The organism is Paraburkholderia sp. J11-2 (assembly GCF_905220185.1).
Taxonomy (GTDB): domain Bacteria; phylum Pseudomonadota; class Gammaproteobacteria; order Burkholderiales; family Burkholderiaceae; genus Paraburkholderia.
Genome location: NZ_CAJMYY010000003.1, coordinates 96387 through 117176, shown reverse-complemented (window position 1 = coordinate 117176; position 20790 = coordinate 96387). Strand labels below are relative to the sequence as shown.

The 20790-nt window shown below is 62.9% G+C and carries 17 protein-coding genes; 13 read left to right on the top strand and 4 right to left on the bottom strand.

Annotated elements, in window-relative coordinates:
- Positions 1-6 precede the first annotated feature (6 nt).
- From U5A57_RS04965 to tssJ, 7 genes are read left to right on the top strand one after another with little or no spacing between them, the layout of a single operon-like run.
- Complete coding sequence (locus U5A57_RS04965; protein ID WP_321908736.1) at positions 7-267, top strand: PAAR domain-containing protein; 261 nt, start codon at positions 7-9, stop codon at positions 265-267.
- On the top strand, positions 267-1505 hold the full coding sequence (locus tag U5A57_RS04960; protein WP_321908734.1) for a hypothetical protein: 1239 nt from the start codon (positions 267-269) through the stop codon (positions 1503-1505). The genes U5A57_RS04965 and U5A57_RS04960 overlap by 1 nt, the downstream gene beginning before the upstream one ends.
- On the top strand, positions 1502-5104 hold the full coding sequence (locus tag U5A57_RS04955) for an ImcF-related family protein (RefSeq protein WP_321908732.1): 3603 nt from the start codon (positions 1502-1504) through the stop codon (positions 5102-5104). Before U5A57_RS04960 ends, U5A57_RS04955 begins: the two co-directional genes overlap by 4 nt.
- Positions 5101-6687 (top strand): type VI secretion system protein TssA, encoded by a 1587-nt coding sequence (tssA, locus tag U5A57_RS04950; RefSeq protein WP_321908729.1) that lies wholly within the window; start codon positions 5101-5103, stop codon positions 6685-6687. Before U5A57_RS04955 ends, tssA begins: the two co-directional genes overlap by 4 nt.
- A gap of 12 nt (positions 6688-6699) precedes the next feature.
- Positions 6700-8514: a type VI secretion system baseplate subunit TssF gene (gene tssF / locus U5A57_RS04945; RefSeq protein ID WP_321908726.1), complete on the top strand. Its 1815-nt coding sequence runs from the start codon at positions 6700-6702 to the stop codon at positions 8512-8514.
- Positions 8511-9602, top strand: a complete 1092-nt coding sequence (gene tssG, locus U5A57_RS04940; protein ID WP_321908723.1) for a type VI secretion system baseplate subunit TssG — start codon at positions 8511-8513, stop codon at positions 9600-9602. The genes tssF and tssG overlap by 4 nt, the downstream gene beginning before the upstream one ends.
- Positions 9595-10155: a type VI secretion system lipoprotein TssJ gene (gene tssJ, locus U5A57_RS04935; RefSeq protein WP_321908720.1), complete on the top strand. Its 561-nt coding sequence runs from the start codon at positions 9595-9597 to the stop codon at positions 10153-10155. Before tssG ends, tssJ begins: the two co-directional genes overlap by 8 nt.
- A 160-nt stretch (positions 10156-10315) precedes the next feature.
- Here tssJ and U5A57_RS04930 read toward each other — a convergent pair whose 3' ends face one another.
- The 4 genes from U5A57_RS04930 to U5A57_RS04915 all read right to left on the bottom strand — a co-directional run bounded on the left by U5A57_RS04930 (position 10316) and on the right by U5A57_RS04915 (position 14010).
- On the bottom strand, positions 10316-11308 hold the full coding sequence (locus U5A57_RS04930; RefSeq protein WP_321908719.1) for a sugar-binding protein: 993 nt from the start codon (positions 11306-11308) through the stop codon (positions 10316-10318).
- Between the two features lie 172 nt (positions 11309-11480).
- Complete coding sequence (locus U5A57_RS04925) at positions 11481-12476, bottom strand: ABC transporter permease (protein WP_321908717.1); 996 nt, start codon at positions 12474-12476, stop codon at positions 11481-11483.
- 108 nt (positions 12477-12584) lie between these two features.
- Entirely contained in the window at positions 12585-13325 is a 741-nt protein-coding gene (locus U5A57_RS04920) for an ATP-binding cassette domain-containing protein (protein ID WP_321908714.1), read from the bottom strand.
- Between the two features lie 211 nt (positions 13326-13536).
- Positions 13537-14010 (bottom strand): Lrp/AsnC family transcriptional regulator, encoded by a 474-nt coding sequence (locus U5A57_RS04915; protein WP_158757692.1) that lies wholly within the window; start codon positions 14008-14010, stop codon positions 13537-13539.
- Positions 14011-14279: 269 nt separating this feature from the next.
- On the opposite strand from U5A57_RS04915, the gene U5A57_RS04910 reads away from it, so the two are divergent.
- The 6 genes from U5A57_RS04910 (at position 14280) to U5A57_RS04885 (ending at position 20482) form a co-directional block, all read left to right on the top strand.
- Complete coding sequence (locus U5A57_RS04910; protein WP_415765211.1) at positions 14280-15659, top strand: amino acid permease; 1380 nt, start codon at positions 14280-14282, stop codon at positions 15657-15659.
- A 43-nt stretch (positions 15660-15702) separates the two neighbouring features.
- Entirely contained in the window at positions 15703-16899 is a 1197-nt protein-coding gene (locus tag U5A57_RS04905) for an amino acid aminotransferase (protein ID WP_321908709.1), read from the top strand.
- A 484-nt stretch (positions 16900-17383) separates the two neighbouring features.
- Positions 17384-17794, top strand: a complete 411-nt coding sequence (locus U5A57_RS04900; RefSeq protein ID WP_321908707.1) for a DnaJ family domain-containing protein — start codon at positions 17384-17386, stop codon at positions 17792-17794.
- 98 nt (positions 17795-17892) lie between these two features.
- Positions 17893-18498, top strand: coding sequence for a tRNA adenosine(34) deaminase TadA (gene tadA, locus U5A57_RS04895; protein WP_321909193.1), 606 nt, complete (start codon positions 17893-17895; stop codon positions 18496-18498).
- Positions 18499-18523: 25 nt separating this feature from the next.
- Complete coding sequence (gene ldcA / locus U5A57_RS04890) at positions 18524-19450, top strand: muramoyltetrapeptide carboxypeptidase (RefSeq protein WP_321908705.1); 927 nt, start codon at positions 18524-18526, stop codon at positions 19448-19450.
- A gap of 309 nt (positions 19451-19759) precedes the next feature.
- Positions 19760-20482 carry a GntR family transcriptional regulator gene (locus U5A57_RS04885; protein WP_321908703.1) on the top strand — a complete coding sequence of 241 codons (723 nt, stop codon included), beginning with the start codon at positions 19760-19762 and terminating at the stop codon, positions 20480-20482.
- The last annotated feature ends 308 nt before the right edge of the window (positions 20483-20790 follow it).

Sequence of the window (20790 nt, the reverse complement as noted above, 5' to 3'; positions counted from 1 at the left end):
TATTGAATGAAGAACTTCGTATATGAAGGTGATACTACCAGCCACGGCGGTAAGGTGCTGTCTGGATCGGACAGCATCAAGGTGAAAGGCCGACGGGCGGCGCGTGTAGGAGACCGGGTTTCCTGCCCATTGCACGGGGATAACGAGATCATCGAGGGGGGCAGTCGAGTGAAGGATGGTCAAATCATGCTTTCGCGCGATGGCGATCATACTCGCTGTGGTGCAACGCTCATTTCTTCCGGCAGCGGAGCACGGGTGAGTGACTGATGCCAGTCGATTTCAACCGTATCCCGCCGCGCGTCGCCGTACCACCTGCGCCGAGGGTATCAGTGGTGTCCTGGGGCCTGCTGCTTGCAATTGTGCTCGCGGCAAGCTTTACGTTCTCTGCTGAACACTGGTCGGCGAACCATCCTGGAGATACCTTGAAATTCGCAATGCGAGCTGGTGCCTATCCATTGCTGGCTTGGGCATTCCTTCTCGCCTTGTGGTTGGCGTACGGCCATGTGCGCAGAAGTCAGGCAATTGCGAAAAATCGCGTGAGCGATGAAGCCGAGATGGCATGCCACAGTTCCGCCAGCGAGCCGATCGCGGTCCTTGGGCAGGCATGGTGTTTTTCCTCAGACGACAACGAGAATTCCGCAGAGGTTTCGCGGCGCGGCACGTTGAAGCTGGCTTCGCGCAACAGTGCATATGCACCCGATAAGGTTGTGCTCGCGCGTTGGATTGATCTGCCAGGTTCACCTTTTTTTCCAGGTAACGCCCTTTCAGAATCTGCGAGGCACCGTGCTGCGGCGAGCTGGATACTCGAAAACCTGATCGCCAAGATCCAGTCTCAACTTCATGATTTTCCGTCAGGCACCCGAATACAGGTATTAGTGCATGGGCAAACGCGGCTCGCAATCAGTGAGCTGGATGTATTGGTCGATGAACAATTGAAAAAGACCGCTCCATCCCTGCGGTTCGATGTTTCGACCACTGACGCTGTGCTTCCGCTTTTCGCGACGGACGCCTGGCTTGACGGTCGTCGAAACGGCAACATCATTCTGTTGATTGCCCTTCAGCTCCATGATGCGATCAGTCGTCTCATTTCAGACGGAATAGCGGAAACGGGTGTGGCCCTACTCGTGAGTCCAGTAACGTTTACGCGGGACGCGTTCCAGTCGTCAGTGCGTTTGCATCGCCCTGCGCAGGGACCTTTCGACAGTGTGAGCGACGTACTCGGCCTTGCGACCCGTTGGGGGCGAACAACACCGGCATGCGCAAGCCCTGCTTGGTCACATGGCGTAGCGATCGAGCAGTTGAACGAGTTTCGTTTGGAGCGTAATTCGGGCGATCGATTGAAAGTTGATGCTCTTGAAGAGTCGGTGGGCAATTGCTCGGGTGCTGGTTCATGGCTCGCGTTGGCAATGGCTGCCGAATGCGCCAACGCAAGCGGTAAAGAGCAGCTCGTGATCTCAGGTGAAGGTAATGGTTTCACAGCCCTTGTATGCAGAACAAAAACATGACTGGTAACGAAAGCAAGAGCGGTTCTGCCGCACCTTTTTACGTCGGACTTGCGTTGACGATTCTTTTTTGGGGAGTCGGTCTCGCGGTTTGGTTCGAAGGACTTGGACAAGGATGGCCTAGCTCAACCAGGATCATTATCGTACTTGTGCTTGTCATCATCTGGTTGGCATTACTCATTTTAATAAAGTTCTTCGAGCTGATTCTCCTACAGATCGCAACGCTACGTGCTGCGCGCTGGCTTACCCACTATGACGTCAACCACCGTGCCGGTTCGGCTGGACAACAGGCACAAGCCGGCGACGAATCAGTTCCAACGGATTTCGCTGACAGCTTGCGTCAGATGCTCCGCGAACGGCACGGTTTCTTCTGGCGTTACCGGGAGAGTTGGGTGCTCGTCGCTGGGGACCTCCCAATCGTCAAACGCATTGCACCAGGTCTTGCCGAACTAGGTTATGCCTTCACGGGCGACACCATACTGCTGTATGCAAATCAGACCAGCACAACGATTGACACGAGCAGGCTTGATCAGATTCGTCAGCTGCGCCGTCGCCGGCCCGTTGATGCAATCGTTGCAGTGGCGCGCGCCAGCAGTTCCGTTAAGACTGGTTTCGAGGCAGATGCCATTGCCCAGCGCCTCGGCCGCCATGCACGTGCTTTGCGCTGGGCTGCGCCCGTCTATCTCCTGAACGCCACGGAATTCGATGGCGATCCGTCCATTCCCGATGAGCCAATCGGTTTCACGTGGTCGACTCCACGTGTCCATGCCGAAGATCTGGATCGCTCCCTGAATAGCCTCTCACACACGCTCGCGGATGCGGGCGTCATCCGCCTGATCCGCAACCGCCTGGATCGCTATCCGGCGCTCCTCTCCCAGCATATCGATGCGCGTCGCACCGACATCCTGCAGTTCGTCACGCAGATGGCACAGTCGCGCTACTGGCGCTTATCCATTCACGGGCTGCTGTTCGCACCGCTCTTCAAGGCACGCGAAGCAGCGGGTGATCCGCGGCCGCCCGAAGGCAGCCAGGAGAAACTTGAGGCTAAGGAGCAGCCTGATGAAACTGGCACACCTGAAACCGTTCACCGCACAGTCTGGCAGTTCATCGCGGATCACAGCCGCAACGTTCACGGACGCCGCGTCGGCTTCTCGTTTTCGACAGCGGCAACATGGGTCGCAACGGCCGCTGTCGGCTTGTGGACGGTCGGCATGATGATCTCGGGGTTCTCTAACCGCGCGACGATCAACACTGCCTCCGGCACACTCGAAAAGCTCACGGCCACCACCGACCGCACACAGTCGCTGCAACTCCTTGACAGCCTCGACAAACAGATCGACACGCTCGAGTATCGCCAGCAACACGGCGCACCGTGGATCACCCGCTTTGGGCTCAATCACGACCGCGCGCTGCTCGACGCGCTCTGGCCCGGCTACGACATCGCAGCCTCACGGGTGCTCGTCGCACCGATGCGCGAGAAGCTCGAGGAGCGTCTGCGCCAGCTCGCCTCCCTGACCGATGCCGAAATCGCCAGTGGCGGTGAAGCCCAGGCCCAGGCAGCCTACGACACACTCAAGACCTACCTGATGCTCGCCCAACCCACGCGTGCGCTCGCGAGTTTCCTCACGCCGCAACTCATCGCAACCGACGTACCGGCGCGCCCGCTGAACGCGCCAATTTCGGCCGGCACCTGGCAGGATCTGCGCGAGCACACGATCACATTCTTCGCCAATCACATCGGACACCCGGTGAGCGCAGGCGCGGCGCTTGCAATCACACCTGATGCGGGACTCGTTGCTAGTGCGCGGCAAACGGTGATCGGCGTGCGCGGTATCCAGAACTCGACCGATACCCTTTACCAGCAGATCATCACCGAGGCGCAGTCCAAATATCCGCCCGTCACGCTGGCGACGCTCCTGGGCGATACCACGAGCCGCGGCCTCTTCACCACTTCAGCAACGATCCCCGGTGTGTTCACGCGTGCCGCGTGGGACGAGCGCATCTCGAAGGCCATCGATGACGCAAGCGGACAACGCGAGGTGGCCGGTGACTGGGTGCTCTCTGATGTGCAGGCAAACAACGCGGCACCCTCAGCACTGCGCGATGCGCTGCGTCAGCGCTATTTTGACGACTACCTGCGTGCGTGGGCGGTGTTTCTCAACAGCATGCGCTGGCAGAGCGCACCAAGCCTGACGGGCACCGTCGACCAGCTCACATTGCTGGGCGATCCGCAACGCTCGCCGCTCGTCGCCTTGATGAACGTGATTGCCTACCAGGCCGCAGCGGGTGCGAGTTCGCAGTCACTTTCCGACACGCTCATCAGAAAGGCACAGCAGCTTGTGGGCGGCGGCGAGAAAGATCCCTCGAAACAGCCACAGGCGCAGGCACCGGTTGCGCCGCTGGCTGCGGGCTTCGGCCCGATTCTCAGGCTCACGGGTAGTGATCTCGTGAGCGGCGCGCCAGCGGCAACAGGCAAGGATGCGGCGAGGCTCGCTGCAACCAGCGATCTGAGTCTCGCGCGCTATCTCGAGCGCGTCACCGCGATGCGCCTGAAGGCACAGCAGATTGCCTCGAGCCCCGACGCCGAGGCCATGTCACGTCAGGCGGCGCAAGCCGTGCTGCAGGGACGCCCATCGGACATCGCGGACAGCCGTGAGTACGCGAGCCGCCTGGCCGCAAGCCTGGGCGAGCAATGGGCCGGATTTGGCGAGCTGTTCCGTGCGCCGCTCGACCAGAACTGGCGTGTCGTCGTTCAGCCGGCTGCGGCAAGCCTCAATGACATCTGGCGCCGCTCGATCGTCGCCGACTGGAACCGTTCGTTTGGCGGCCGGTATCCGTTCTTTGATTCCGACAACGAAGCCTCGCTGCCTGAGATGGCGCGCATCATGCGACCCGACAACGGCGTGATCACGCAGTTCGTTACGACGCAGCTCGCGGGTGTCGTCGAGCGTCAGGGCGATCGCTGGGTGGCAGTGCAGGGCGCCAACCGCGGCTCGCTCACGCTCGATCCCGCGTTCCTTGACGGGTTGAACCGGCTCACGCGTGTCGCAAACGTATTGTTCCCCACCGGCGACGCCCATCTGCGCTTCGAGCTGCGTGGTGTACCGACACCGGGCATCACGGATATGCGCATCGTTCTTTCGGGCAACGAGCTGCACTACTTCAACCAGCGGGAGGAGTGGCAACCGTTCGAGTGGCCGGGCCAGGCGCTGGAAAACATCTCGCATATTGAGTGGCAGACGGCCGAGGGCGGACTGCGTTCAGCGTTCGACGCACAGGGCCGCTTTGGTCTCATCCGTCTGCTGGAGCGCGCACAGGCCGAACAGCAGGATAGCGCGCGCTGGCTGCTAACCTGGAAGCCCGATGCAAGCCAGGCGGTCCCGCTGCGCGTCCTCATGCGTAGCGAGGCGGGTACCGGCCCGCTCGACGTGCTCAAGCTGCGGCACTTCACACTGCCGGAGCGGATTTTTATCAGCGCGTCGCCCTCATCCGGAACGGCAATGACAGGCGCAAGTCCGCCGCCGTTGCCGGCAGCGGCAATCGCAGCGGGCAAGCGTGCGGCGACGCCGCTGCCGGGCGGCGCGGCGCCGGAGGACGAATGAAGCTCGGAGACATTTTCAGAAGTCTCTTTCCCTCGCGCGACGTGGAGCAGGTCGCACGCGAGCGCCTTGATGCCTGGGCGGACTGGCTCCAGCCGCTTGCCGGCGAAACCGGCGTGGGACGTGACCCGGGCTACGAGGACACGTTTTTCCACCTCAGGGACGAGGCGGCAAAACTGTCGGATATCGACGATGCGCTCATCGTCGCGTGCTGTGAGCGCCTGACGAAGGAAACCGGCAAGGACCTGCGTGTGGCGGCCTACTACGCGCAGGCAAGGCTGCGTCAGGACGGGCCGGCGGGCTTCGCCGACGGTCTTGAACTGGCCGCCGCGCTCACCGACCGCTTCGGTGAGGCCGTGATGCCAGTGCGCCCAGAGGCGAAGAAGGGCGCGCTTGAAATGCTGGCCACCACACGCATGGTGGATCTGCTCGAGCGCCGTGGCGAATTTGCGCCTGCGGACCTGGAGCGGGCCATCGCGGCACTCGACGTGCTCGTCGCGCGTACGCAGGCATGGCCGGAGGCGGCCCGTCCCAATCTGCAGCCGCTCGTCTCGCGGTTCCAGCGCAACGACGAGAGCACCTCGACAGCCACGACCCAGGCGTCGCCACCCGTTTCCTCCGTTTCGGCGCCGACAACCGCCACTTTGGGCGCCATTGCCTCCACACGCGATCTTCTCGAACAGGCGCGGGTCATGGCTACGTGGCTGCGCGACCAGGAGAACGGCTATCTGTCGTCGGTGCGGCTCGTGCGCAGCGTGCGATGGGACACGCTGCACGAGGTACCGCCGGCCGACGCTGCCTCGCGTACGCGCCTCATACCGCCGCGCGCCGAACTGCGCCAGCAAATGACGCGGCTCGTGCTGCAGAAGCAATGGAGTGAACTGCTCGAACGGGTCGAGGGCGCTTTCATGGAGGGCGTCAACCACCTCTGGTTCGATCTTCAGTATTTCCAGCACCACGCGCTCGACCATCTCGGCGCGCCGTATGACACGTGGCGCGAACAGCTGCGCGCGGACTTTGCGCTTTTCCTCGAAAGGTTGCCGGGTATCGAACGTCTCGCCTTCAACGACGGCACCGCCTACGCCGACGACACCACGCTCGAATGGATCGCACGGCACGCAGTGGTGCGGGACCTGGAGGCCGGTGAGACGCCTGCGCCTTTGCCCGTTTCGGCAGCGGATGATGGCTCGGCCGGCGACTGGCCGGAGATCGAGGCGCAGGCGAAGGACATGAATTCACGCGAGGGCGTCGAAGCGGCGTTCGCATGGCTCGAGGCACTTCCCGGCATGAAGGGCGAGCGTCATCATTATCTGCAACGCCTCATCATGGCGCGACTCGCCGAGCACGCAGGTCGACCCGACATGGCCTGCGCGCTGCTCACCGAGCTCGACGCGATCGCGCAAACTCTGCCGCTCACGCGCTGGGAACCCGCGCTCATCTTCGAGATAAAGCAGCAATTGATGCGTGTGCTCAAGGCACAGGCGAACCGCAAGGACGCCGACAAGGTGACGCTGATGAACCGCGCCGCTGGACTGCAGTCGGAACTGGCCGTGCTAGATCCGGCGCGCGCGCTGACTCTTTCTTAAATATAGAAATCGATGGAAAACGACGATCCCATCCTGCGGTACTTCGAGGAAGAAATGCGCTACCTGCGTGAATCCGGCAAGGAGTTCGCAAAGGCGCACCCCGACCGCGCGCGCCTGCTGAACCTCGATCGCGTCGGTGACCGTGATCCCTATGTCGAACGGCTTCACGAAGGGTTCGCCTTCCTGACCGGACGACTGCGGCAGAAGCTTGACGACGAATTTCCCGAACTGACGGAGGGCCTGGTCAGCCTGCTCTGGCCACACTACCTGCGTATGATTCCGTCGCTTTCTGTGGTCGAGCTTGTGCCACTCGCCGAAAAGCTCGAGAAGACGGAAGTTCTGCCCGCGGGTGTGCCGGTGCGCTCCGCGCCGATCGCCGTGCCGTCGCCAACCGGTACCGAAAGCGCGACCCCGCGCACGATCCAGTGCCACTACCGCACCACGCAGCCCGTGACGCTGCAACCGCTCAACCTCACACAGGCGGCCCCAGGCGTGCGGCACGATGGCCGCTCGGTGATCCGGCTGGCCTTCGCGCTCCACGGCTCCGCCCGCCGCAAGGAGACCGATCTCTCGCGTGTGCGCCTCCACCTCAGCGCCGATCTGCCAACGGCGTTCGCGATGCATCTGGCGCTCACGCGTCAGGTCGACTCGATCGGCTGGCGGATTCCAGAGTTGCGCAACGGCGAACTGCTGCCGCTGCGCGAGGTGAAAATAGAATCCGCCGGTTTCTCAACTGAGGAACGCCTGTGGCCGAAACCCGATGAGGCGTTTTCGGGCTACCAGTTGCTCCTCGAATACTTCACGTTCCGCGAGAAGTTTCTCTTCGTCGATCTTGTCGGTCTCGACATCGAAAAAATTCCGCCTGGGTCGACCCGCTTCGAGCTGGAGATCGTGCTCAGCGAGATGTACCCGGGTGACCAGCGCTTTACGACGGAAAACATCCGGCTGTACTGCACGCCTGTCATCAACCTGTTCGAGGTCGATGCCGAGCCGGTGACGATTGACCACCACCAGACGGAATATCGGGTCGTGCCGGCCGGGCAGGGGAACAACAACATCGAAACGTACTCGGTGGACAAGGTTTCGGCGTTCGACCACCTCGACGCCAACCGCTACGAGTATGTCCCGTTCGCGACGTTTCGGCATCGTGGCGGCATGCTGCGACATGAGGCGCCCGAGCGATACTTCCATACGCGGGTACGTGCCGGGGTGTCGGGGCTGCACGAGACCTGGCTCGTGCTCGGTGGCCATGCATGGGATACGCTGGAAAACCTGCCGGAGGAAAGTCTCTCGCTGCAGATGACCGCGACCAATGGCATGCTGCCGCGCAAGGGCCTGCGTGAGGCAAGCATCTGCGAACTTGCCGAAAGCACACCAGATGTTGCGGGCGTGCGCAACCTGGTCGCTCCCACACTGCCGCTTTACCCGCCGACCGGCGACCGCTTCCAGTGGCGGGTGCTCTCGCACCTTGCTCCTAATTTCCTCTCGCTGATGAACGCCGAAGTGCTGCGCGGTGCGCTTGCCCTCTACGACTGGACCAACGACGAGCTGAACCGCCGACGCCTTGCGGGCATCCTGTGGGTCTCACAGGAGCTGCTCGAGGAGGTGTCGGGCGGCTCAGTCGAGCGCGGCGTGCTAATCGAGGTGACGCTCGACTCCCACGCGTTCGCGGGTGAGGGCGACGTCATGTTATTTGGCGAGATGCTGCACCGGTTTTTCGAGCTGTACGCGGAGATCAACCTGTTCACGAAACTGTCGATCGTCAGTCTCCCATCGCAAACGCGTACGACATGGCCTCGCAGCAAGACACACAGGGCTGCGCTATGAAGCCGCGCGACGTACCTGATCTCGAGCCGCTTGTCGCGGCGCTGCTTGCCCGCGCGCCACAGATGAGCTTCATGCAGCTCTGCAGGCTACTGGAACACAGCGCGCCAGATCACTCTGGCTTCGGCGCGCAGGACACCCCGGCCGGTGAACCTGTGCGGTTCCGGCCGCGGCCGCGCATGGGTTTTCCGGCGGGCGAAATCGCTGCGGTGGAGTTCGATGACGAACGGCCTGATGCACCGCCCACCGTACGTACGACGTTCATGGGTCTTTATGGCGTCGATGCGGCGATGCCGCCGCATTTCGTGGACGACATCGCGTTGCGCGAAGAAGGGCACGAGGCGCTTGAAGCGTTTCTCGATCAGTTCAATCACCGCAATGTCACGCTGCTTTACCGCGTGTGGAAGAAGTATCGCTATCCGGAGAGCTTCCGCGCCGGTGGCATCGACGATCATTCCCGTAACCTGCTCTGTCTCGGGGGCTTCGGTTGGGGCGGGAAGCCGGCGCGTGCCGGACTCCCAGATTCACGCATGCTCGCGCTGCTCGGCTTGCTGATCCAGCGTACGCGAACGGCAGAGGGCCTCGCCGGTGTGATCGCACTGGCCGCACCCGGCGTCGGAGTACGCGTCGAGGAGTTTCACGCTGCATATGCCAACACCGGCGCCCCGCGGCCACTCACCGCAAAGCCAGCAGCTCAGCCGGTGCAGGCCGCACGCCGCGGGTTGGGCGCCGGATATGTGCTCGGCAAGCGCCTCGCATACCGTAGCCGCGCCGTACGTGTGACACTGCGCCCCGCCGACGCGCAGCAGGCTCACGATCTCTTGCCGGGTGCGTGGCTGCACCGGGAGGTGAAGGCCTTTGTACAGCTCTATATCGGCGAGAAGGCTGACGTGCACCTGCGTATGGAGCTGTCCACCCGGCTTGTGCCGGAACCGGCCATTGCTGCTGTGCATGCAGACGCCCCTCCGCGCCTCGGCTGGACAACGGTCCTCCCCGCTGAAGAGGACCGCCTGATTACCATTGCGCTCGGCGTCCACGAAGCGATTCCTGCGCCTGCGCCCAATCCGTATCTGACTCCCCAACATGTCTGAAACCAACTCCTGGACTCAACGGTGTCTTGCTGCCGTTCTCGCCCTTGCTGCGCCGACCCTCCTGCTTTCGGGCTGTGGCGCCTGGCAGACCATTTCCGATACCACGTCAAATGCATTCCATGCGGTGTTTTATCGTCAGGTCAAGGTCCTCAATGTTGATCTGACGGCACGCGGAGCCGTCAATCCCGACGACGCCGGGAAGGCCAACTCGGTCGCCGTGCGTGTCTACCAGCTCAGGGAGCGTAAGGGATTCGACGGCGCATCTTACGACGATCTGCTCAGGCGAGATCAGACGGTACTCGCGCAGGATCTCAATGCAAGCATGGCGGCAGTCGTAAATCCGGGCGCATCGTCGAGCCTCTCGGAGCCGATGAATAAAGACACGAAGTACGTGGCGGTCGTGGCGTTCTACCGGCAGCCTGGTACGGACGGCGCGTGGAAACGTGTGATCGAGACGAAGAGGCTGGATCCTGAAAAACCGCTGGCGCTTGAGCTTGTTGCCAGCCGGGTGCAGTCACCGGGCGAGGGTAGTGGTGGGAAGACCGAGAAATAGGGTGGCTTCCGTCTCTGGCAATTGCTTACGATGTTCCGGGCAACGCAGATTGAGGGCTAGGCGGTGAGCTCCGCGGCCACCTCCGGGAGGAACGTGGCAAGGCAAACCCATGCACCGCAAGCCGAGCTATCCAAGCCTCGGCCCGCGCACGGTCACGCCCTCAATGCTTGAGGCACGTATCCGCATTCTTCCACGTACACGTATCCAGCCCAGTGTGAATAATCGGCTTCACCATCTTCCCTTCCGCCAGATCACGCATCACCATCGCTGCTTGATAGCCCATTTCCTCAGGCCGCTGCCCAACCAGCACATTGACCTTGTGTTCTTTGAGCGCCTGCAACTCAGGCCCAAGCGTATCGGCTGAAACGATCACGAACTGGCCGCTGTTGATTTTGTCCATGATCGGCGCGACGACCTGCGAATACGCTTCAGGCGCAAAGAGCGGCCAGCCGCCCTCGAGCACGAACGCCTGGAGACTGGTGGCGTTCGCCGTGAGCGTGTCCTGCATCATCTGGTTCGCTTTCGCGGCGTCGTCGTTCACGTAGAGCGGGCAGGCGCTGATCTCATGCCAGTTGTTCTCGCCAGCAAGCTTCTTGACGCCCTTCTTGCCAGAAAGCACATCGCGCGTCCCCTGGGCGCGCTGGTTGATATTCTCGGCCGCCGGGTTGCCCATCACGAGGCAGATGTTGCCGCCCTTGGGCATGAGCATCTTCAACTGCTCGCCGAGCTTCACGCCCAGTTCGTAGTTGTCGGTACCCACATACGCCTTGCGCAGCGACTGGTCCTTCGGCAGCAGATCGGCGTCCGCGGTGATGATCGGGATCTTCGTGTTGCGGCGGCGGATCACCTCAGCGATGGCTGGCGCGTTCGAAGGCGATATCGCAATCGCCGCGACGCCCTTGGTCAGCAGGTCGTCGACGATCTGCACTTCGGCGCTTTCGTCGGCCGCCGTGGCTGGGCCGGTGTAGTAGCAGTTGTAGCCCTGTTTGCCGAGTTCCTTGTTCGCCCGGTCGCAACCCTGTTTCATGAGGTCGAAGTACGGATTGTCGAGGCCCTTCACGACCAGCGCGAGGGTCTTGTCGGCTGCGTAGGCGGAAGACGCCAGCATGGCGAGCCCTCCGATCGCAGCGAGATACTTCCACGCTTTCTTCATGGTTTCCTCCTGTTCGGCGCCGGTTGTGCGGCGCGCGTGTCTCGTACAGTCTTCGTCATCGGAAGGAAAGCCCGCGCCCGTGCCTTGGGCTTCCTGCGGAACCTTGCGTTTTGTGTGATCGCTGGCGTCCGGCGGTTCCGCGTGCAGTCCGGCCGCGCCTCCCTGAAACGGTTCAGTCTCCTTGCCGCTCGCCGCCGAGCCGGTTGAACAGCACCGCGATGATGATGAAGCCGCCCACCACAGTGCCCTGCCAGAACGAGTCGACGCCGAGCAGGATCAGGCTGTTGCGGATCACTTCGATGAGCGCGGCGCCGACGATCGTGCCGAAGGCGCTGCCCACGCCCCCCGCGAGATTGGTGCCGCCAATCACCGTGGCGGCGATTACGCGCAGTTCGTCGCCGGTGCCAAGGCCGGTGGTGACCGCGCCGAGCCAGCCCACTTCCAGAATGGCCGCGACGCCCGCCATCAGGCCGCCGAGCACGTAGACCGAACAGATCACGCGCCGCACCGGCACGCCGGTGAGATTCGCCGCATGACGATTGCCGCCGACCGCGAACACGTAGCGGCCCCAGCGTGTGAAGGCGAAGGCGAACCAGAACAGCACGCCGAGGACGATCAGGAACCACACGGGATTGGCCACGCCGAGTGTCTTGCCGCCGCCGAGCACGAGGAGCTTGTGGCCGTCGGGTCCGAATTCGAAGATGGTGCGGCTGCCGGAGATCACGAGCGCGAGGCTGCGGCCCACGCTCAGCATCCCTAACGTTACGACAAAAGGCTGCATGTTGAGATACGCAATGAGCAGGCCGTTCACGAGGCCGACCAGGCCCGCGGTGAGCAGGCCGAGGCCAATGCCGGCCCAGATCGGGTAGCCCGCGTTCATGGTGACCGAAAGCACGATGCCGCTCAGGCCAATCGTCGAGCCGACCGAAATATCGATGCCGCCCGTAATGATGATGGCCATCATCCCGAGCGCGACGATGGCGACGAAGGCGAAGTTGCGCGTGACGTTGAAGAGATTCTGCTGCGTGGCGAACGTCGAAGTGACGAACGAGAGCAGGACACAGGCGATCAGCGTAGCCAGCACGACCCAGAACACCTGGCTCGCGATCAGTCCACTCCAGCGTGTGTGGGTCTTCGCGGATTGGGGATCGTCAAGCACTGTTGGCATCGCGTTTGGCCTTTGCGGCGCATCGTTCAATTTCAGGTCTCCTGTCGGCCGCACCTGGCGCTTCAGCGCTTGGTGCGGCCCCATGCAACGCAGTCGCGCGGGTCGGCTTCAGGCGGCGGCGATGGCTCCGGTAATCAGGCCGGTGACTTCCTCCGGCGAAGACGCAGCGGTCTGCTTGTCCGCCACCTTGCGCCCGCGCCGCATGACAACCACGCGGTGGGCGACCTCGAAAACGTCGGGCATGCGGTGACTGATGAGAATGACGGCAATACCGTGCTCGGACAGGCGTTTGATGAGGTCGAGCACCTGCGCCACTTGGCGCACGCTGATCGCAGCGGTGGGTTCGTCCATGAGCACGAGCCGCGCGTCGGACAAACGCGTGCGCGCAATCGCCACGGCCTGCCGCTGGCCGCCCGACATCTGCCGGACGAGATCGCGCGGGCGCGTTTCGGACTTCAGTTCCTTGAAAAGCTCGGCGGCGCGCCGGTACATGGCCGCGTGATCGAGCACGCGAAAGGGCCAGATGCCGAGGCGCGGCTCGCGGCCGAGAAAGACATTGGCCGCCGCCGTGAGGTTGTCGCAGAGGGCGAGGTCCTGGTACACGACCTCGATGCCCTTTGCGCGGGCGTCCACAGGCCGGTTGAAATGAACGGGCTTGCCGTCGATGAGCACTTCGCCATGGGAGGGCGGGAAGTTGCCGGCGATGACTTTCACCAGCGTCGATTTTCCGGCCCCGTTGTCGCCCATCAGTCCGACCACCTGGCCGGGTTCCAGGCTCAGCGTCACGTCGGTCAGCGCTTGAATGGCGCCGAAGTGCCTGGAAACGCCTCTGAGTTCAAGAAGACTCATGGACTGTCGCGCTCGCGCTTGTGAAGCCGCTCGCTGCAGTGTCCAGGGCGGCCGGGAGACATGCTGACTAGCCTGTTTTTTAGAGCACGATGGGGCTTTTAGCAAGACTATTTCATCAGCCGGTCCTGCGGCGCCTCTAAAAGGGCGCCGATGAGATAAAATTGCGTTTTCGCCGAAAAACTCCGCCAGACGGACCTGGCGCGCGTTAGTCTCAGGCTTCCAGCGGCATCGCACTCGTCCCCTTGAGTTCGTCGAGACAGACGATCGACTGCACGCTGTTCACGCCGGGCGCGCGCATCAGCGTATCGAGCAGGAATTCGGATAGCGCCTTCAGATCGCGCGCCACCACCTTCAGCACGTAGTCGATATCGCCAGTCACGGAGTAGCACTCCTGCACTTGCGGCAACGTTGCGACGAGCTCCTTGAACTTCATGAGCTCGCGCATGTGCCCGCGTTCCATCGTTACCTGAATGAAGGCGACCACGCCGAAGCCGAGCGCCTGCGCGTCGAGACGCGTCTCATAGCGCCGGATCACGCCGAGTTCTTCGAGGCGCCGGTGACGGCGCAGCGTCTGCGCGGGCGAGAGCTTGATCGCGGCCGCGAGTTCGAGGTTCGAGGCGCGGCCGTGTTCCTGCAGTGCGGCGAGCAGCCGCATGTCGATCGTATCGAGCGCGAGATTTTGCATTTATCTTGCGTGAGATGGGTTTAAGGCGAGAGGGAATTGTATCAATCAGGGTTTGCCTGCGTACGAGATGAAATCATATTTTTCCGCGCCAACTATACACTGGGCGCACCCGATCGGGCTGGCGGCCCATACCGCCAAGCCTGGCAGCACGGCAACGCAGAACGTTGCGTGTGCAATTTTATTTCGTGGAGCGGAGCCGGCGTCCTATCCGGATGCCTGGGCCTCGCGCCGATAAGTCGGAGACAGGAAGAGACATGGTTTCAAACGACATGCGTGAAAATCGCGGCCAGCTAAAACGCGGCCTCAAGAATCGCCACATCCAGCTCATTGCGCTGGGCGGGGCGATCGGCACGGGCCTGTTCCTCGGCATTGCGCAGACGATCCAGACCGCCGGCCCTTCGGTGCTGCTCGGCTACGGCGTTGCTGGGATCATCGCGTTCTTCATCATGCGCCAACTGGGCGAGATGGTCGTGGACGAGCCCGTCGCCGGTTCGTTCAGCTATTTCGCCGACAAGTATTTCGGCCCCTTCGCGGGCTTTCTCTCCGGCTGGAACTACTGGGTGCTCTACGTGCTCGTGAGCATGGCCGAGCTTTCGGCGGTCGGCATCTACATGCACTACTGGTGGCCGACGCTGCCCACGTGGGTCTCGGCGCTCGTGTTCTTTGTCCTGATCAACGGCATCAACCTCACGAGCGTGAAGTCGTACGGCGAACTCGAATTCTGGTTCGCGATCATCAAGGTGCTGGCGATCGTCGGCATGATCGCCTTCGGCGGCTGGCTGCTGTTTTCGGGCTCGGCCGGTCCCGAGGCGAGCGTCTCGAACCTCTGGCGCAACGGCGGTTTCTTCCCGCACGGCGTTTCGGGTCTCGTCATGGCCATGGCCGTCGTGATGTTCTCGTTTGGCGGGCTGGAGCTTGTCGGCATCACCGCAGCAGAGGCTGACGATCCTTCGCATAGCATTCCGCGCGCGACGAATCAGGTGATCTACCGCATCCTGATTTTCTACATCGGCGCGCTCGGCGTCCTGCTTTCGCTTTACCCGTGGCAGAAGGTCGTGGCTGGCGGCAGCCCGTTCGTGCTGATCTTCCACGCGATGAACAGCGACCTCGTGGCCAACGTGCTCAATGTCGTCGTGCTGACGGCCGCGCTCTCGGTCTACAACAGCGGTGTGTACTGCAACAGCCGCATGCTGTTCGGCCTCGCGCAGCAGGGCAATGCACCGAAGGCGCTGCTCAAGGTGAGCCGGCGCGGCATTCCGCTCACGGCGCTCGGTGTGTCGGCGTTCGTCACGGCTGCCTGCGTGATCATCAATTACTTCATGCCGGGCAAGGCGTTCGAACTGCTGATGGGCCTCGTCGTGTCGGCGCTCATCATCAACTGGGCGATGATCAGCCTGATTCACCTGAAATTCCGCCGCGAGAAGGCGCGTACCGGCCAAACGACCACGTTCCGCAGCCTCGGCTATCCGCTGACGAATTACGTGTGTCTCGTGTTCCTCGGCGGGATTCTCGTTGTAATGTATCTAATTCCGGATCTGCGGATTTCCGTGTACCTGATTCCGGTCTGGCTGGGCGTGCTTGGGCTCGCCTACCGTCTGTGGTGCCGCAAGTCGGCGCCGGCGCTGCAGCGTGGCGTGCCGGCTCCGTAAGCGCTGATATTCGTCCCGAATTTCGTCCAGAGAGTTAAACAGCATGTTCGAACACATCGATGCCTACCCCGGCGACCCGATCCTCTCGCTCAACGAGAACTTTCAGAAGGACCCGCGTCAGAGCAAGGTCAATCTGAGCATTGGCATTTACTTCGACGACGAAGGCCGTCTGCCCGTCATGAAGGCCGTTCACAAGGCCGAGGCGGCGATTCTCGAAGAGCCGGGCCCGAAGCCGTATCTGCCGATGGCGGGTTTCGCGCAGTACCGCGACGCCGTGCAGGCACTGGTGTTCGGCGCTGACTGCCCGTCGCGCGCGGCCGGCCGCATCGCGACCGTGCAGACGCTGGGCGGTTCGGGCGCGCTCAAGGTCGGCGCCGATTTCATCAAGCGCTATTTCGCGACCAGCCAGGTATGGGTGAGCGATCCGACGTGGGAGAACCACCGCTTTATCTTCGAGCGTGCGGGGTTCACGGTGAACACGTACCCGTACTACGACGAGGTGACGGGCGGCCTGAAGTTCGAGGCGATGCTCTCGTCCATCGACGCGCTGCCGGCGAAGAGCGTCGTGCTGCTCCACGCGTGCTGCCACAACCCGACGGGCGTTGATCTGGACCGCGGGCAGTGGGAGCAACTGATCGACGTGCTGCAAAAGCGCGATCTGCTGCCGTTCGTCGATATGGCGTATCAGGGCTTCGGCGCGGGCCTCGAGGACGACGCGTTCGCGGTGCGCGAGCTCTCGCGCCGCGGTGTGCCGGCGTTGGTGGCGAATTCGTTCTCGAAGAACTTCTCGCTCTACGGCGAGCGTTGCGGCGGCCTGCACGTGATCTGCGAGGACGCGGCGGCGGCCGACCGTGTGCTCGGCCAGCTCACGGGCTCGGTGCGCTCGAACTACAGCAATCCGCCGACTCACGGCGCGAAGATCGTCACGCGTGTGCTGAGCACGCCGGAACTGAAGGCGTCGTGGGAGCAGGAGCTGGCGGCGATGTGCGAGCGCATTGCGCGCATGCGCGTGGCGATTCACGACGGCCTGCGCGCGCATGCGAGCGAAGCGGCGCTCGCGCGCTACGTGAAGCAGCGCGGCATGTTCACGTATACGGGCTTGAGCGAGAAGCAGGTCGAGCGCCTGAAGGAAGAGTTCGGCGTGTATATCCTGCGCTCGGGCCGCATGTGCGTGGCCGGGCTGAATGAGAAGAACGTGAGCGTTGTGGTCGACGCGGTCGGCAAGGTGATGAAGGACTGAGGGCAGGGCTGAGAGCCCGTCAATCTTTCTAGCGCCGCTGGGGTGCCGGTACAAACCGGACGCGCCAGCGGCGTTTTTGCGTCTGGTGGTCAGAATCGCATGCCGGCGCCGCAACCACCGGCAACGCCGCCGCCGCTGCCGCCTGCCGCTCCGCAGAACACGCCGCAGCCCGAAAGACTGGCGGTAAGCAGGAGGCAGAGGGTGGCGAGGCGAAGTCGCCGCGTAGCGGGCCGTTTGAGGCGGATGTGTTGTTTCATCATCGAGGGTGAAGACGGCGTGGCGGGTCTAACCGCTTAACAATACGCCTCGGCCGCAGCCCCGTGCCATCAGACAATTCCAGGTTTCGTCGTCTGCGGCCATTCATCCCGCATCAAACCCCAAGCCTGTCAAGCCGTAAGAAGTCGATGACACACATGCCAGCGGCGCACGGTCTTCCAGGTCTTACCCTGATAGAATGCGTGGGCCGCAACGTAGTGGATTGCTGATGAAATTGCTTGATGCCCTCGTCGAACAACGGATTGCCGCCGCAGCCGCGCGCGGTGACCTCGACGACCTGCCCGGCGCCGGTGCGCCGCAGGCGCTCGACGACGACCTGCTCGTGCCCGAAGAAGTGCGCATAGCCCACCGCATCCTGAAGAATGCGGGTTTCGTGCCGCCCGCAGTCGAACAGCTGCGAGCCTTGCGCGACCTCGAAGACGACCTCGCCGCCGTGGGCGACAAGGCCGCGCAATGCCGCCTGCGCGCGCGCATGCTCGCGCTCGACATGGCGCTCGAATCCTTGCGCGGCGGCCCGATGGTCGTGCCGCACGAATATCGCCGCCGCATTGCGGAGCGCCTGTCCGAACGTGCCGCCGGCGAGTCCGGCCAGCTGGCGCTCTCGGCGGGGGCGGCGTGACGGGCTCTCCCGTTCAGCCACAGGCCCCTGGCGGCGAGCGTGAAGAGGCGCACCCGGCTGCCAGTCTGAAGGCTGGCCCGGCTCCCGCCGATTCGCTCGTGCCGGCGTCCGGGGACGATTCACAATCCGCCCCACAACCTGCCTCCCAACCCGGTCCCGTCTCCGAGCGCGACCAGCATTTCATGCGCCTCGCGCAGGCCGCAGCCGAAGAGGCGCGCGCTGCCGGCGAAGTGCCCGTGGGCGCGGTGCTCGTGCGCGGTGACGAAGTCATTGCTTCGGGCTTCAATCACCCGATCGGCGCGCACGATCCGTCTGCACACGCGGAAATGGCGGCGTTGCGCGCGGGCGCTCACGCGCTGGGTAACTACCGCTTGCCCGGCTGCGAACTCTATGTGACCCTTGAACCGTGCCTGATGTGCGCCGGCGCGATCATGCACGCGCGTATCGCACGTGTGGTGTTCGGCGCCCATGATCCGAAAACCGGCGCATGCGGCAGCGTGGTCGATGCCTTTGCCAACGAGCAGTTGAATCACCACACGAGCGTGTCAGGTGGTGTGCTGGCGGACGAGTGCGGCGAGGCGTTGCGATCGTTCTTCGCCGACCGGCGCCGTGCGAGCCGGGAAGCGCGCCGTGCGGCTCGCACACAGGCCGAGGAAGCGCAGGGAGGAACCGGCATAGCCGGTCCGAACGAACCCGCGGGTTGAATCTCACGGTTGAATCGAATTCGACATGACCATTCATCGCACCATCGAACTGATCGCACCGTCTGGTTATCCGCACGACCCGGAAGCGGTGCACCGCGGGCTCGCACGGTTGCGCGCGCAGGGCCATCACGTCGACGGCGTGCAGGCGACCGAGCGGCGCTATCAGCGTTTTGCCGGCACGGATGGCCAGCGCGCGGCCGAACTGAATCGCCTGGCCGACCCGTCGCGCGATTTGCCGGACATCGTGCTCGCCGTGCGCGGGGGCTACGGCGCAGTGCGCATCCTCCACGGCCTCGACTACGACGGACTGCAGCGGCGCTTGAAGGACCAGCCCATTGCGTTTGTGGGGCATAGCGACTTCACCGCCGTTCAGCTCGCGCTGCTCGCGCGCGCCGGGCTCACGACGTTCGGCGGTCCGATGCTGTGCAGCGACTTCGGCGCTGAAAGCCTGAGTAGTTTCACGATGCATCACTTCTGGGACGCGCTCTCGAAACCGAGCTACACGCTCAAGGTGAATGCGCCCCAGGCTCAATCGACGAATGTTTCGGGCACGCTCTGGGGCGGCAATCTGGCGGTGCTGACTTCGTTGATCGGCACGCCTTATCTGCCGCCTGTCGAGGGCGGTATCCTGTTCGTGGAAGATGTGAACGAGCAGCCGTTTCGCATCGAGCGCATGATTTACCAGTTGCACCTGGCCGGCATTCTCGCGCGTCAGCAAGCGCTGGTGCTGGGCGACTTTTCGGGCCACAAGCAGTTCGATTACGACAACGGCTACGATCTGCGTGAAATGGTGGAGCAGGTGCGCGCTTTGGTTGGCATTCCGGTGGTGACGGGCCTGCCGTTCGGCCATATTCCGGATATGGTCACGTTGCCGATGGGCGCGCCGGCACAACTGAGCAGCACGGCTCATGGCTTCGAGTTGACCGTGAGCGATTATCCGTATTTGAGCTGATTCCGCACTGCCACAGAAGCGCTTTCGGGCGCTTTTTTTATGGGTTATTACGCAACTAACGGCCAGATCCGAGCGGCGTCCGACCATGTTCATTGCAACGCTTCTTCCGTAAATTGTTGACAAAAAATGCGACCGAGTTGGGGCAGAGAATCACCATGCAGGTGCTGAATTCCCCGAAATAAAGCGCCTTTCACCGATAAGAAGCATGTGGCAGCAGGTGCGTGCGTGGGGATCTTCCCCAGGTTCGTCCAAAAAATTGTTGACAATATTTATGTCCAACCTAGGATACCCAACATAGAGACCCGAGCCATGGCAAAGACCGATATCGACGCCGAAGCAACCGGCATGAAGCCCGAAGCCATCGCCGCGCGAATCCGCGCAGCGATTCTCGAGCACCGGCTGCCGCCAGGCGCGAAGTTGACGGAAGCACAGTTGTGCGAAGTATTCGGCGTGAAGCGCGGCCCGATCCGCCAGGCGCTCGCGCTGCTTGCGAAGGACCATCTCGTGGATCTGGAGCCCAATCGTGGCGCGTTCGTCGCAAGCCCGACGCTGCAGGAAGTGCACGAGGTGTTTGAAATGCGGCGGATCATCGAGTTGGCCGTGGTGGGGCGAATTTGCAGCGCGCAGCATGGCAACCGTCGTTTGAAAAGCATCGGCGAGACGATCCGGCGCGAGCGCAAGGCTTTTGAAGGGCGCGACTTTCCGACGTGGATCCGGCTTTCAGGCGAATTCCATACGTCGCTCGCCACGCTCACCGGCAATACGGTGCTGTGCGATTGCCTCAATGGACTCGTGGCGCGTTCGACATTGATTTCGGCGCTCTACGAATCGCCGGGCCGCAGCCCGTGTTCGTTCGACGACCACGAGGCGATTCTCGCGGCGCTCGAGGCCGGAAACGAGAAAGAGGCAGTCGAGCTCATGGTGCGCCATTTGCAGGGTGTCGAGCTCCGGATGCTTGACCGGCCGGCAGGCGCTTCGGTCGATTTACAGGAAGTGTTCGGCGCTCGCGAGGCGGCTGCGCACGGACGCTGAGCGGCTTCTGAGGCGGCACTGAAGCGGGACTTGAAGCGGATTGCGGTAAAGGATTGCAGTAAAGCGCGGCGGCTCACGACGTACGGTGGCCGCCGCGGCTGAAAAGGATGGAGTGGGGCGCATGCCGTGCATGCGTACGGCTCACACAGGCACAGCGTTACAGGGCGCCAGCAAGCGGCGACCGGTGCGGTGCCTGCAAGGGCCAAAACCATTCGGGGATATCGCGGCGGCCGCGTCCAGCGGCGGTACGCACGCGTTTCGAGGCGTTCAGGCGTCTTTTTTTCCGTCGGCAAATCCATCCAAGGAGC

Bases quoted from the DNA above. Each gene is read 5' to 3' on its own strand.
- U5A57_RS04965 (WP_321908736.1), top strand. From the start codon at position 7: ATGAAGAACTTCGTATATGAAGGTGATACTACCAGCCACGGCGGTAAG.
- U5A57_RS04900 (WP_321908707.1), top strand. From the start codon at position 17,384: ATGAAATTGCTTGATGCCCTCGTCGAACAACGGATTGCCGCCGCAGCC.
- tssF (WP_321908726.1), top strand. From the start codon at position 6,700: ATGGAAAACGACGATCCCATCCTGCGGTACTTCGAGGAAGAAATGCGC.
- U5A57_RS04925 (WP_321908717.1), bottom strand. From the start codon at position 12,476: ATGCCAACAGTGCTTGACGATCCCCAATCCGCGAAGACCCACACACGC.
- U5A57_RS04930 (WP_321908719.1), bottom strand. From the start codon at position 11,308: ATGAAGAAAGCGTGGAAGTATCTCGCTGCGATCGGAGGGCTCGCCATG.
- U5A57_RS04955 (WP_321908732.1), top strand. From the start codon at position 1,502: ATGACTGGTAACGAAAGCAAGAGCGGTTCTGCCGCACCTTTTTACGTC.
- tssJ (WP_321908720.1), top strand. From the start codon at position 9,595: ATGTCTGAAACCAACTCCTGGACTCAACGGTGTCTTGCTGCCGTTCTC.
- U5A57_RS04905 (WP_321908709.1), top strand. From the start codon at position 15,703: ATGTTCGAACACATCGATGCCTACCCCGGCGACCCGATCCTCTCGCTC.
- U5A57_RS04910 (WP_415765211.1), top strand. From the start codon at position 14,280: ATGCGTGAAAATCGCGGCCAGCTAAAACGCGGCCTCAAGAATCGCCAC.
- U5A57_RS04920 (WP_321908714.1), bottom strand. From the start codon at position 13,325: ATGAGTCTTCTTGAACTCAGAGGCGTTTCCAGGCACTTCGGCGCCATT.
- U5A57_RS04960 (WP_321908734.1), top strand. From the start codon at position 267: ATGCCAGTCGATTTCAACCGTATCCCGCCGCGCGTCGCCGTACCACCT.
- tssA (WP_321908729.1), top strand. From the start codon at position 5,101: ATGAAGCTCGGAGACATTTTCAGAAGTCTCTTTCCCTCGCGCGACGTG.
- U5A57_RS04915 (WP_158757692.1), bottom strand. From the start codon at position 14,010: ATGCAAAATCTCGCGCTCGATACGATCGACATGCGGCTGCTCGCCGCA.
- U5A57_RS04885 (WP_321908703.1), top strand. From the start codon at position 19,760: ATGGCAAAGACCGATATCGACGCCGAAGCAACCGGCATGAAGCCCGAA.
- tssG (WP_321908723.1), top strand. From the start codon at position 8,511: ATGAAGCCGCGCGACGTACCTGATCTCGAGCCGCTTGTCGCGGCGCTG.
- ldcA (WP_321908705.1), top strand. From the start codon at position 18,524: ATGACCATTCATCGCACCATCGAACTGATCGCACCGTCTGGTTATCCG.